General features: G+C 59.4%; 10 protein-coding genes. 6 read left to right on the forward strand and 4 right to left on the reverse strand.

All coding sequences use genetic code 11. The annotated features are described in order from the left end of the window. Nucleotides 1–335: 335 nt before the first annotated feature. On the reverse strand, nt 336–3,167 hold the full coding sequence (locus H2Z84_RS16855; RefSeq protein WP_181836983.1) for a valine--tRNA ligase: 2,832 nt from the start codon (nt 3,165–3,167) through the stop codon (nt 336–338). 175 nt (nt 3,168–3,342) lie between these two features. Between H2Z84_RS16855 and H2Z84_RS16860 the strand changes: the two genes are divergently transcribed. After that, a complete protein-coding gene (locus tag H2Z84_RS16860) occupies nt 3,343–4,614 on the forward strand; it encodes a diguanylate cyclase (RefSeq protein WP_181836984.1) in 1,272 nt (423 codons plus the stop codon). A 62-nt stretch (nt 4,615–4,676) separates the two neighbouring features. Here H2Z84_RS16860 and H2Z84_RS16865 read toward each other — a convergent pair whose 3' ends face one another. Continuing rightward, nucleotides 4,677–5,012, reverse strand: coding sequence for an SMR family transporter (locus H2Z84_RS16865; RefSeq protein ID WP_103523293.1), 336 nt, complete (start codon nt 5,010–5,012; stop codon nt 4,677–4,679). Between the two features lie 2 nt (nt 5,013–5,014). Then, entirely contained in the window at nt 5,015–5,485 is a 471-nt protein-coding gene (locus H2Z84_RS16870) for a multidrug/biocide efflux PACE transporter (RefSeq protein ID WP_181836985.1), read from the reverse strand. A 100-nt stretch (nt 5,486–5,585) separates the two neighbouring features. Between H2Z84_RS16870 and H2Z84_RS16875 the strand changes: the two genes are divergently transcribed. Continuing rightward, entirely contained in the window at nt 5,586–6,452 is an 867-nt protein-coding gene (locus H2Z84_RS16875) for a LysR family transcriptional regulator (RefSeq protein WP_181836986.1), read from the forward strand. Between the two features lie 347 nt (nt 6,453–6,799). Continuing rightward, nucleotides 6,800–8,536 (forward strand): P-loop NTPase fold protein, encoded by a 1,737-nt coding sequence (locus H2Z84_RS16880; protein ID WP_181836987.1) that lies wholly within the window; start codon nt 6,800–6,802, stop codon nt 8,534–8,536. A gap of 1,040 nt (nt 8,537–9,576) precedes the next feature. On the opposite strand, the gene H2Z84_RS16885 is transcribed toward H2Z84_RS16880, so the two are convergent. Next, on the reverse strand, nt 9,577–10,410 hold the full coding sequence (locus H2Z84_RS16885; RefSeq protein WP_181836988.1) for an SDR family NAD(P)-dependent oxidoreductase: 834 nt from the start codon (nt 10,408–10,410) through the stop codon (nt 9,577–9,579). A 164-nt stretch (nt 10,411–10,574) separates the two neighbouring features. Between H2Z84_RS16885 and H2Z84_RS16890 the strand changes: the two genes are divergently transcribed. From H2Z84_RS16890 to dxs, 3 genes are read left to right on the forward strand one after another with little or no spacing between them, the layout of a single operon-like run. Continuing rightward, a complete protein-coding gene (locus H2Z84_RS16890; RefSeq protein WP_059284794.1) occupies nt 10,575–10,808 on the forward strand; it encodes an exodeoxyribonuclease VII small subunit in 234 nt (77 codons plus the stop codon). After that, entirely contained in the window at nt 10,798–11,694 is an 897-nt protein-coding gene (locus H2Z84_RS16895; protein WP_181836989.1) for a polyprenyl synthetase family protein, read from the forward strand. The genes H2Z84_RS16890 and H2Z84_RS16895 overlap by 11 nt, the downstream gene beginning before the upstream one ends. 16 nt (nt 11,695–11,710) lie before the next feature. Beyond that, nucleotides 11,711–13,564: a 1-deoxy-D-xylulose-5-phosphate synthase gene (dxs, locus tag H2Z84_RS16900; RefSeq protein ID WP_181836990.1), complete on the forward strand. Its 1,854-nt coding sequence runs from the start codon at nt 11,711–11,713 to the stop codon at nt 13,562–13,564. Nucleotides 13,565–13,572 lie beyond the last annotated feature (8 nt).

The following is a 13,572-nucleotide window of genomic DNA, read 5'->3' on the forward strand; positions in this document are numbered from 1 at the left end:
CTTTCTCCCTGCTGTTTCATTGCCATGATGAACCCGCGTTCTTCGGCACTTAGGTGCTCATAAGTTCTTTGCATGCAACAACTTAACCTTTAATTGGTTCGTGTTGCACTTGGCCCTTGAAACCGCCGTACTTTCTTTTCGGCGAAGCAAAAGAAAGTACCTCGACGGCGGGGCGAGACCCGCAAAGTTGTCTTTGTCTTTGTCTTTGTCTTTGATTTTTTGGTGATTTTCCAAATGGGCAGCACGAAAAGTGTCATCCATGTACTCGCATATGCAGACCCCAGACGCAAAAAAGCCCACCAAACGGTGGGCTTTTGCATGCGGGATGAAGCCAATCAGGCCAGCTTGGCCAGCTGTACTTTCACCTTCTCCATCTTGTCATTCAGCTCCGCCAGCTGCGCCTTGTCGCGCTCCACCAGATGCGCCGGGGCCTTGTCCACATAGCCCGGTTTTTCCAGCTTGGCGGTCAGCTTGGCCAGCTCGGCGTCCAGCTTGCCCAGCTCCTTGGTGAGGCGAGCGGTTTCGGCGGCCTTGTCCACTTCCACCTTCAACATCAGGCGGGCGTTGCCGGACATGGCGACCGGGGCGTCGTCTGCCGGCAGGGTGGCGACGATGCTGCCTTCGGTCAGGCGGGCCAGCAGCTTCAGGTAAGGGATGAAGTCCGCTACCGAGGCATCGCTGGTTTCAATGAACAGCGGGGCCTTGACGGCCGGGCCGATGCCCATTTCGCCACGCAGATTGCGCACAGCGTTGACCATGTCCTTGAAGGCATCCATGCGGGCATTGGCCTCGGCATTGATCTTCTCCGGCACGGCTACCGGCCATTGCGCCAGCATGATGGAGTCGGTGTGCTTGGCATTGGCCAGCGGGGCCACGGTTTGCCACAGCTCTTCGGTGATGAAGGGCATCAGCGGGTGAGTCAGGCGCAGGGCCACTTCCAGCACGCGCACGATGGTGCGGCGAGTAGCGCGCTGTTGGGCTTCGTTGCCGTTTTGCAGCTGAACCTTGGCCAGCTCAACATACCAGTCGCAGTACTCGTTCCAGATGAATTCGTAAATGATCTGGGCGGCCAGGTCGAAACGGTAGGTTTCCAGCGCATTGGTGACGTCGGCCTCAGCCTGTTGCAGGCGGCCGATGATCCACTGGTCGACAAAGCTGAACTCCAGCGGCAGGCTTTCGTCCTGGCCGCAGTCCTTGCCTTCCACGTTCATCATCACGAAGCGGGTGGCGTTCCACAGCTTGTTGCAGAAGTTGCGGTAGCCTTCGGCGCGCTTGAAGTCGAAGTTGACGCTGCGGCCCAGGGTGGCGTAGCTGGCCATGGTGAAACGCAAGGCGTCGGTACCATAGGCCGGGATGCCTTCCGGGAACAGCTTTTCGGTGGCCTTGGCAATCTGCGGGGCTTTTTCCGGGCGGCGCAGGCCGGTGGTGCGCTTTTCCACCAGCGGCTCAAGGGCGATGCCGTCGATCAGGTCCACCGGGTCGATCACATTGCCCTCGGACTTGGACATCTTCTTGCCTTCGTGGTCGCGCACCATGCCGTGGATGTACACGTCACGGAAGGGCACCTTGCCGGTGAAGTGCTTGGTCATCATGATCATCCGGGCGACCCAGAAGAAGATGATTTCATAACCGGTCACCAGCACATTGGAGGTGACAAAGGCGTTCAGCTCCGGCGTTTCTTCCGGCCAGCCGAGAGTGGAGAACGGCACCAGGGCGGAGGAGAACCAGGTGTCCAGCACGTCCTGTTCGCGGCGCAGGGTCTTGCCCGGGGCTTGTGCCTGGGCTTCGGCTTCGCTGCGGGCGACGATGATGTTGCCGTCTTCGTCGTACCAGGCCGGGATCTGGTGGCCCCACCACAGCTGGCGGCTGATGCACCAGTCCTGGATGTTGTTCATCCACTGGTTGTAGGTGTTGACCCAGTTTTCCGGGATGAAGCGCACTTCGCCGGACTGTACTGCGTCGATGGCCTTGGCGGCGATGGACTGGCCGGTGGGGTCGGGCTGGCCATCTTTATCTACGGCCACCTTGTCCATGGCGACAAACCACTGGTCGGTCAGCAAGGGTTCGATGACGGAGCCGGTACGGTCGCCACGCGGCACCATCAGCTTGTGCGGTTTGGTTTCCAGCAGCAGGCCCTGGGCTTCCAGATCGGCCAGCATGGCTTTACGGGCGGCGCTGGTGCTGAGGCCGGCATAGGCGGCCGGCAGGTCGATGGTACCTTGTACCGAGCCGTCAAAGCCGAACACCTGGGCGCGGGCCAGCATGGTGGCTTCCAGGCTCATCACGTTGATCAGCTGGGTGCTGTGACGCTTGCCCACCTGATAGTCGTTGAAGTCGTGCGCCGGGGTGATCTTGACGAAGCCGGTGCCAAAGGCAGCATCCACATAGTCGTCGGCAATCACCGGGATGGTGCGGCCGGTCAGCGGCAGCTCCAGCTGTTTGCCCAGCAGGTGCTGGTAGCGTTCGTCAGTGGGGTTGATGGCTACGGCCACGTCGCCCAGCAGGGTTTCCGGACGGGTGGTGGCGACAGTGACAAACTCGTCGCTACCGACTACCGGGTATTTGATGTGCCACATGTGGCCGTCTTCTTCCTCGGAAACCACTTCGAGGTCGGAGATGGCGGTGCCCAGTTTCGGGTCCCAGTTGGACAGGCGCTTGCCACGGTAGATCAGGCCTTGCTCGAACAGGCGGACGAAGACTTCGGTCACCACTTCGGCGCGGGTGTCGTCCATGGTGAAGTATTCACGGCTCCAGTCCACCGAGCAGCCCACGCGGCGCATCTGGCTGGTAATGGTGCCGCCGGATTTTTCCTTCCACTCCCACACCTTGGCGGTAAAGGCTTCGCGGCCCATGTCGTGGCGGTTGATGCCCTGCTCGGCCAACTGGCGTTCCACCACGATCTGGGTGGCGATGCCGGCGTGGTCGGTGCCAGGAATCCACACCGTGTTGTCGCCCTTCATGCGGTAGTAGCGGGTCAGGCCATCCATGATGGTCTGGTTGAAGGCGTGGCCCATGTGCAGGGTGCCGGTGACATTGGGCGGCGGCAGCTGGATGGCGAAGGACGGCTTGGTGGTGTCCATGCTCGGCTTGAAGTAGCCGGCCTGTTCCCATTGTTGGTACCAGCGACGTTCGATATCGCCCGGTTCAAAGCTCTTGGCAAGTTCCATGGTGGTGAATGGTGTGTCTTATGCTGAAAAAATGGGTCGATTATACCCTTTTTTGCGGTGTTCTCCGAGCCGGCAGCCATTCGCCACGGTGGTATTTGTCATGCAAGGTTTACTGACAGATAGGCCAGCTTCGACAATAATGAACATACTTCTCTTGACCGACAGCAAAATACCCATGAGCACGGCCGCCCCGCGCATTCTTGTCATCGAAGACAGCCTGATGTTGATTCGTCCGCTATGCCGCATGGTCAACAAGCAAGGCTTTGTTGCGGTTCCTGTGACCAGCATGGCCGAAGTCCGCCAGGCGCTGGCAGACGACCCGCGCTTCATGGCTGCCGTGGCTGATTATTGCCTGCCGGACGCACCCAGCGGCGAGGTGCTGCCGCTCTTGCTGGAAAACCGCATTCCCACCGTGGTGCTGACCGCACATAACGACATGCAGACCCGCGAGCGGGTTTTGAGCATGCCAGTGGTGGACTACATCCCTAAGGAAAGCCCATCCGCCTTTGAATACGTGATGAAGATGCTGCGCCGCATCCGCATCAATCCCGGCATCAAGGTGCTGGTGGTGGACGATTCACAAGCGGTGCGCCAGTTCTTGCGCCTGCAACTGGAGCGCCATCTGTATCAGGTACTGGAAGCTGCCGACGCCGAAGAGGCGCTGGGCATTCTGCGGCGCGAAACCGGCATCAAGCTGGTGCTGACCGATCACGACATGCCGGGCATGGACGGGGTGCGCATGACCAGCACCGTGCGCCGCTTCCTCGACCACACCCGCCTGGCCATCATCGGCATTTCCGGCAGCCAGGACCCCACCATGACCGCCCGCTTCATCAAGGCCGGGGCGGATGACTATCTGCAAAAGCCCTTCAACTACGAAGAATTCTTCTGCCGCGTCACCCGCAACGTGGAGTTTGTGGAAAACCTGCAGGCCCTACAGGAATCCGCCAACAAGGACCCGCTATGCGGCCTGTCAAACCGCCGCCACTTTTTCGAACAGGTGGACGGATTGCGCCACAACTACAGCGTGGCGGTACTGGACATCGACCTGTTCAAGCGCATCAACGATGGCTTTGGCCATGATATTGGCGACCGGGTGATCTGCCAGACTGCGCGCTTGCTGGAGTCGTTTTTCCCGGACGACATCATCGCCCGCTTCGGAGGCGAAGAGTTTGTCATCCTGGCGCAGCCCATGGACGCCCCCGGCATGCTGCGTCAGCTGGACAAGCTGCGGCGGGCGCTGGCCAATCTCTGCATCAGCACGCCGCTGGGTGATCTGCGCTTTACCGTCAGCATCGGCATGGCCGCCGCCGAGGAGGCCGATATCGGCACCCTACTGAAACAGGCCGACAACTATCTGTACCAGGCCAAGCACAATGGCCGCAATCAGGTATGCGGCGGCATCATCGACCAGGCCAGCGACCAGGCATCCGTGGTATCGGCATAAAAATAAGGGGGAAGCCCTCCCCCTTTACCTGCACCAATGTGGCGAACTGTGCCGCACAGCGCTCAATGACTGGATGACTTGGAAAACAGGTTCAGCACCAGCACCCCACCCATGATCATGCCAATGCCGATCATGGCCGGCACATCCAGCTTTTGCCCGTATAGCTGCCAGGCCACCAGCGACACCAGCACGATGCCCACACCAGACCAGATGGCGTACACCACCCCCACCGGCACATGGCGCAGGGTCAGCGACAGCATGTAAAAGGAAATCATGTAGCCGATGGCCGTGACCAGCGACGGCCCCAGCCGGGTAAAGCCCTCGGTCAGCTTCATCGACGAGGTAGCCACCACCTCGGACAGAATGGCTACCGACAGGAAAATCCATGCATTATTCATCTTCACTCTCCCGCAACGCCCTCGGCGCGAAGCCGGGCAGTATGCCTGCGCTGTATGACACGCAAACGAATTCGGTCGTAAGCCAGATTGAACACATAGGTATAAGGCAGGAAGAAGGCAAAAAAGCCCAGATCCAGCAAAAATGCCTGCCACAGCGACACCGCCAGCCACCACGCCGCCAAGGGCACCAGCATCACCACCAGCCCTCCTTCAAACAGCAAGGCATGCGCGCTGCGGACCCACACCGTGCGCGTCAGCCCCCAGCGCCGTTCCGCTCGCTCGAACAGGGCGTTGAACAGCATGTTGAACAACATGGCCACCGTAGACATCATCAGCGCCAGCACACCCATATGCCCCAGCCCGGTGTCCATCACCAGCGAGGCCAGCGGCACCAGCAGGATCATCGCGCACAGCTCGTATAGCACGGCATGGAAAATCCGCTCGCTGACAGGCTTGTCGTGTTGCGTCTGCATGGTGTCACCTCTAGGTAATGCTGCTGAGTGGCTCGAATCGGGTGACATTGTGATTGGTTTGACGGATAGTTAAAAAATAAAACCCATCGGAAAGTCCGATATGTCACTGTCGCTAGACGCCATCGCCGCCTTCAGTAGCGCCGCCGAACTGGGCTCGTTTTCTGCTGCCGCCCGTCGCCTGGGCAAGAGCCAGTCCACCATCAGCGAAGCCATCGCCAATCTGGAAATCGACCTGGGCGTCAGCCTGTTCGAGCGCAGCGGCCGCCAGCCGGTACTCACCCCTGCCGGGCAGCAGCTGCTCAGCCATGCCCGCCAGCTACTGGATGCCAGCGACGCGCTGGGCCGGGTGGCCGGCCTGTTGGGCGGCGGGCTGGAACCACGGCTGACCATTGTGCTATCCGACACCTTCCAGTCGCAGGCGCTGGAGCAGATGCTGCATCGTTTCGAGCAGCAGTTTCCGGCGCTGGAACTGGAAACGCTGGTGGCAGAAAAAGAAGACGTGATCGACCTGGTGGAAAGTGGCCGCGCCCAATTGGGTTTTGTCTCGGGCCTGGCACGCTATCCGGCCGACATCGGCCATTACCCCATGGCAGATGCCAGCCAGAGCAATCTGTATGTGGCCAGTGGCCACCCGCTGGCGACACTGCCGGAAGTCAGCCGCGAACAACTGGCGGCCGAGCGCGAGCTGCGGCTGAACACCTACTACGGCCCACCCAGCGCCACGCTGAGCGCACGCTGCTGGTCTGCCCCCAGCTATCTGCTGCTACTGGAAATGACACGGCTGGGTTTTGGCTGGGCCGAACTGCCCTGCTGGCTGGCGGTAAACTTTGGTGGGGATGAACTACAAGCGCTGAATGTGGCCGGCTGGCCCAAATCAGTCCGGGTGGACCTGGTGTGGTCGCAAGCCCGCCAGCCCGGCCGGGCGGCGGCATGGGTGCTGGCGCAGTTGATGGGGACGGGGGGATAGCGGGTGTGCCGCAGAAATGCGAGCGGCGTCCTGTAAACCAAGTGCCGGTATCGATTTGTCAGACAGCACGCTGGGTAGTTGGATTCCTGATTAGGGACAAGAAAGTTTTATGCCAATGCGTTAGCATGGCTGCTGACGGCTAGGAGCTGCCGGTCGAGAAATACAGCTTCGGAGCGGCCCATATACAAGCGCCGTCTAGGTGTTGGTGCACAATTGAGAAATAACAACGTGCCCACATTGAATCTCGAAAAATATTCACCGGATCTGGATGAGCAAGTACGCCAGTGATTCAACCCGAACGTCGTACAGCCGGAAGAGCCTGCTGGATTAAGTGCCAAATAAAGTAAATGATGATCAAACAATCTAAAACGCAGTTGATCTCGCTAATCAACAACGCCGACATAAAGGTCTTCGCGTTGGTTGGCGCATGGGGTACCGGCAAAACCCACCTCTGGAACGAGATTCGCAAAGAGTCGCAAAACCCGATTGTCGAAGGCGCGCGCTACGTTTCCCTTTTTGGCTTGAAAGACATCAATCAGCTCAAACTCAAGGTAGTTCAAAGCGCGCTTCCAATAGGCGGAGAGAGTAGCGCACTGACAGAAATTCTAACGAAAACCTGGCAACACAGTCGCGAAGCCTTGAAGAAGGTTCACGAGGGGTTTTCTGCGCTCGACGAACTTACGCTAGTAGCTGTTCCTGTCGCCCTGCGTAATCGATTCGTAGTTGTCGACGACATCGAGCGCAAGCATGCTTCATTGTCAGTTGACGAGGTCTTGGGCTTCGTCGACGAGTACTCTCAGAATTTTGGTACACGATTCCTCTTGATTCTCAACGCGGACCAGTTCTCCTTGTCCGCTGACACTGAGCTCTGGACAACATTTCGAGAGAAAGTGGTCGAAGAAGAACTTCGATTCACACCGACACCCGAAGAGGCGTTTGACATCGCGGTTCCGGACTTGACGAGTCCTTATCGAAAAATGGCTAGGACTGCGGTGGAGGCGTGCGGAATCACTAATATCCGGATCATCCGTAAGGCTTACCGTCATGTGGTTCGGCTCCTTGGTGAGACCGGAGATATGCCTCTTGCAATACAAGCAAGAACGGTCCCCTCGATTGTGCTCATTTCTGCCATTGCAAACAAAGCTATCAAGAATGGACCGACTTTGGAGTATGTCGCAGGCTACAATCGAGGCGATGGCGAGTTTATTAAGCACTACATTGAGCAGAAAAGTGATGTGTCAAAGGAGAGTGGTGAGGAATCCACACCCGCTGCATGGAAAGTGCTTCTGTCAAAGCTAGGGATCAATTCTTCGGGCGAATTTGAAGAATTGGTTGTCGCCTTTGTTCGCGATGGAAGCCATGACGCAAACGCGGTTGAGGCCATTATCCAGGGCTACCAACACAACATGAATCGCCTCGAAGCTAGAAATCTCGCGGATGTATTTTTTGAACGTTTCAATTGGGCTGTTACAGATAGCGACACCGATCTGGTCTCTGATGCGGTCAAGCTCATTACCCGAGTCGCTGACCTTGATCCCTACACTGTCACGGCACTAGGAAAGCAGATAGTTGATCTACCTGATGGTGTGAAACTTGAAAAAGAATTGATTGATGGTTGGTTGGCTTACTTTGAGACTATCCCTGACAAGACTGAATTTACGATATCACCGTACAAACGGCCGCTACACCCAAGAATTAAATCCGCAATAGACAATATGCGTGATGTTGAAACTCACAGCATGACTGTAGTCGATGCCATAAAAGTACTGATTGAGAACGACAGTTGGGGTTATAGGGAAGAAGCAGCGATGAAAGCCGCTACGATTGATGACTTCGAGAAAGCGATGCGGACGTTGAAAGGACGTGATTTCAAGCTTTTCGTACTTAAAAGTTTGGATATCCTGGAGCAGGGCCAAAACTACGAGAAGCACTTTGGTCAGGCAGGGTTGAATTTCTTGGAGGCATGTCGTCGCATTGCCAGAGCCGAGAAAGAGAACCGCTTCGGACGGTTGTTGCGAGCATTGTTTGCTGAGAGCAACGTTCCTCCGCTTTTGGCTGAGGACGAAACTGAAGCCAAACCATAGGTATCAACAGCGGTCAACTGTTGAATAGCACTTACAGCGTCAGCTTCTGGGCACACAACCCCATATCGCCGATGTCGGGTATGGGTCTAAACCAGAAATTCCGTTTTCCATGTTGGCTTTGCCATACGAAGTCAGCTACATCTCCCGGACCTTACCACCGCACCGACGCAACACTTGGGCCCCATCAAGCATGCCGACGGGTGGCCGGGGCGAGGTATTAAGCGCCTGCTTTGTCTGAGCGATTTGACGTTAGCAAATCGCGAGTTCAGGCGCGCCTCGCCGCGGTCAGGTCCCGGCGGGCAGCCGCAGGCCATGCTTGCTGGGTGGCCTTTAGGGATGAAAGGGATCTTTGGCCAAGCAAAGATCCCTTTCCCGTCCGCCGCGCGGAAGCGGCAGGTAAAACATCATCCGCGTGAGCGGATGCAAAGCCTGTTTTGACTTGGCAATGGCTACCCGACTTTCATCCAGCCCCACTACGTTTAACTTCGCGGGTCTCGCCCCGCCGGCGAGGTCCTTTGCTTTTGCTTCGCCAAAAGAAAGGACCCAAAGAAAAGGCGACCCGCAGCGCGTCGAAACCCCGCCCCAGCCATGCCGCCCAGGGCGCGGCCGGAACTTGCGGCGCGCTACCGTCGCGCCGCTGCGGACAGCCGCCCGCTTAACACCCTGGGCAGCACGTCTGCGTCGGCTCGCGCTGACGGGACTGGGGCTGCTTCGACTGAGGTTTTAAGTAAAAGACAGGCCGAGTGACTTCAGGGGAAAGTGCGCAGAAATGGACGTTGCACGAAACCATCAGAAACCACCGAATCAACGCGCCCCTTGGGTCCCACGGGTGGCCGGGGCGAGGTCTTAAGCGCCTGCCCTTTTTGAGCGATTTGACGTTAGCAAATCGTGAGTTCAGGCGCGCCTCGCACCGGACGGGTCCCGGCGGGCAGCCCCAGGCCATGCTTGCTGGGTGGCCTTTAGGGATGAAAGGGATTTTTGGCCAAGTAAAGATCCCTTTCCCGTCCGCCGCGCGGAAGCGGCAGGTCAAACATCATCCGTTACACCGCCTTGCGTAGCGCCCAGTCGAAAGCCCGCGTCGACAACACCCGGCGCAAAAACCAGAACACCTTGGTCGGCGTGGTCACGCGGTAACGCGCGGCCGGGCGTGCAGCCGTAATGGCACGCCACACCGCCTCGGCAACCGCCGTGGCCGGCAGGGTAAAGGGCGCGGCGTGGCCTTCTTTTTTCAGCCGTACCAACTGGCCTTCGTACTCCTCGCGATGCACGCTGCCCGTCACATCGACATTTTTCAGGAAGCGTTGCAGGGCATTGGGGCGGAAGCGGCTTTCAATCGGCCCCGGCTCCACCAGCGACACAAAGATGGCCGTGCCGTGCAGCTCCTGGCGCAGGGTGTCGCACATGCCTTCCATGGCGAACTTGCTGGCGTTGTAGGCACCGCGCCAGCGCATGGCGGCGAAGCCCAGAATGGAGCTGTTATAGATGATGCGGCCATGGCCCTGGGCGCGCATGACCGGCAGCACGGCGTTGGTGAGCTCCCACGGCCCGAACAGATTGGTCTCGAACTGTTCGCGCATGGCCTGGCGGCTGATGTCTTCCACTGCGCCCGGCTGGCCAAAGCCTGCATTATTGAACAGCGCATCCAGCCGGCCACCGCTGCGGCGCAATACCTCGGCCAAGCCCTGGCGAATGGACTCGCTGTCAGTCACATCCAGTGGCAGGCTCTCCAGCCCTTCGGCTTGCAGCCGGGCCACATCGTCGCCACTGCGGCAGCTGGCAAACACCCGCCAGCCGCGCTGCTGCAACAGTTTTGCCGTGTGGTAACCAATACCGCTGGAGCAGCCGGTAATCAGAATGCAGGGGTGGGCGTGCACCGGAATTCCTTTTCATATTCAGACAGACAGCCGGCACCCTACACCATCCACCCGGCATTGCTAAAGCGCTTTCACCGCCGCGCTCGCGCCTGACAAAGTTATCGTGTTGCCGGAGAAATGGAATAAAATGGCCGACTACCTGATTTTGCAACAAGGAAAACGCCATGGCGAAATCCGCCAAAGCCCCGGCCAGCTTTGAAACTGCGCTGGCCCAGCTGGAGGACATCATCCAGGCGATGGAAGGCGGCGACCTGCCGCTGGAGTCTGCGCTCACCTCGTACAAGCAAGGCATCGAGCTGATCAAGTTCTGCCAGGGCAAATTGTCCGACGCCGAGCAGCAGCTGAAAATTCTGGAAAACGACGAACTCAAACCGCTGGACCTCAGCAATGGCCAATGAATCCTTCATCGGCTGGATGACGCAGATCCAGCAAACCATGGAAACCGCGCTGGAGCGTTTTCTGCCCTCCGCCGACAGCCTGCCGCAACGCCTGCATGAAGCCATGCGCTATGTCACGCTGCAGGGCGGCAAACGGGTGCGCCCGCTGCTGGTATTTGCTGCTGGCGAACTGAGCGGTGCCAGTACCGAGAACCTGGCCCGCGCCGCTGCCGCAGTAGAGATGATCCACGCCTATTCGCTGGTGCACGACGACCTGCCCTGCATGGACGACGATGTGCTGCGCCGTGGCAAGCCCACCTGTCATGTGGCTTTTGATGAGGCCACCGCCCTGTTGGTGGGTGATGCGCTGCAGACGCTGGCTTTCGAGCTGATCGCCACCCCGATGCAGGGTGTCAGCCCGGCGACCCAGCTCAGCCTGTGCCATACGCTGGCACGCGCTTCCGGCCATGCCGGCATGGCGGGTGGCCAGGCCATCGACCTGGCCAGTGTCGGCCAGAGCCTGAACCTGCCCGAGCTGGAGTTCATGCACATGCTGAAAACCGGCGCGCTGATCCGCGCGGCGGTGATGCTGGGTGCACAAGCCGGCAAGCCGCTGTCTGCCGCACAGATCGAACAACTGGACATCTTCGCCAAACGCATTGGCCTGGCTTTCCAGGTGGTGGACGACGTGCTGGACTGCGAAGCCGATACCGCCACGCTGGGCAAGACCGCCGGCAAGGATGCCGCCAATGACAAACCGACCTATGTCAGCCTGATGGGACTGGCCGAAGCCAAGCAGTTTGCCCGAGAACTGTGTGCCGAAGCCTTTGCCGCACTGGATGGCTTCGGCGCGGATGCCGACCGCCTGAAACAACTGGCCGACTATATCGTAGCCCGCTCGTTTTAACCGCAGAAGAACAACAATGACCCCGCTGCTCGATACCATCCACCTGCCTTCCGACCTGCGTGCCCTCAGCCGCCAGCAACTGCCGCAACTGGCCACGGAACTGCGCGAATTCCTGGTCGATACGGTCAGCAAGACCGGCGGCCACTTTGCCTCCAATCTGGGCAGCATCGAGCTGACCATTGCCCTGCACTACGTGTTCAACACCCCGGACGACCGGCTGGTGTGGGACGTGGGCCACCAGACTTATCCGCACAAAATCTTGACCGGCCGCCGTGACCGCATGGGCAGCATGCGCCAGCAAGGCGGACTGGCCGGCTTCCCCAAGCGCGAGGAATCGCCCTACGACACCTTTGGCGTCGGCCACTCCTCCACCTCCATCGGTGCCGCACTGGGCATGGCGGTGGCTTCCAAGCTGCAGGGCTTGGAGCGCAAGTGCGTGGCAATCATCGGCGACGGTGCCATGACTGCCGGCCAGGCTTTCGAGGCACTGAACAATGCCGGAGCGATGGATACCGACCTGCTGGTGGTGCTGAACGACAACGATATGTCGATCTCGCCCAATGTCGGGGCGCTGAACAATTATCTGGCCAAGCTGATGTCGGGCCGCTTTTATGCGGCCATGCGCGAAGGCTCCAGCAAGGTGCTGGGCATTGCTCCGCCGCTGAAGGAAATCGCCAGCAAGGTGGAAGAACACGTCAAGGGCTTCTTCACCCCCGGCACCCTGTTCGAGGAATTCGGCTTCAACTATATCGGCCCCATCGACGGCCACGATATCGATGTACTGGTGGACACTCTCAAGAACATCCGCAGCCTGAAAGGGCCGCAGTTCCTGCATATCGTCACCAAGAAGGGCCACGGCTACAAGCTGGCCGAGAACGACCCGGTGAAATACCACGGCGTCACCAAGTTTGACCCGGCCAATGGCCTGGCTGGTGGCAAGAGTGGTGGCAAGCCGCAATACACCCAGGTGTTTGGCGACTGGATTTGCGATATGGCCAAGCTGGACCAGCGTCTGGTGGGCATCACCCCGGCCATGCGTGAAGGCTCCGGCCTGGTGCGTTTCGAAAAGGAACACCCGGACCGCTACTTCGACGTGGCGATTGCCGAGCAGCATGCCGTGACCTTTGCCGCCGGCCTCGCCTGTGACGGCGCCAAGCCTGTGGTGGCGATCTACTCCACCTTCCTGCAGCGCGGCTACGACCAGCTGATCCACGACGTGGCACTGCAGAACCTGCCGGTACTGTTTGCCATCGACCGTGCCGGCCTGGTAGGGGCGGATGGCCCCACCCACGCCGGGGCATTCGACATCTCTTTCCTGCGCTGCATTCCCAATATGACGGTGATCACCCCGTCTGACGAAAACGAATGCCGCCAGCTGCTGTATACCGCTTTCCAGCTGGATAGCCCCAGCGCCGTGCGCTACCCGCGTGGCGTGGGCCCCGGCGTGGAAATCCAGCAGGAAATGAGCGCGCTGCCTGTGGGCAAGGGCGTGCTGCGCCGTAGCGGCCAGGGCAAGGTAGCGATACTGGCCTTCGGCAGCATGGTGACCCCGGCGCTGGCCGCCGCCGAGGCGCTGGATGCCTCGGTAGCCGACATGCGCTTCGTCAAGCCGCTGGACACCGCACTGATCCGCCAACTGGCCGAGCAGCACGATTACCTGGTCACCGTGGAAGAAAACGTCATCATGGGCGGAGCCGGATCAGCCTGTGGCGAAGCGCTGCATGCCATGGGCCTGCAGCGCCCGCTGCTGCAACTGGGCCTGCCGGACGACTATGTCGAACATGGCGACCCGGCCGTGCTGCTGGCCGACTGCGGCCTGAATGCTGCCGGCATCGAAGCCAGCATTCGCCACTGGCTGCCGCAACAATAACAACAGCA

This window comes from Aquitalea aquatica, from assembly GCF_013911085.1.
In the GTDB taxonomy this organism is placed as follows: Bacteria; Pseudomonadota; Gammaproteobacteria; order Burkholderiales; family Chromobacteriaceae; genus Aquitalea; species Aquitalea aquatica.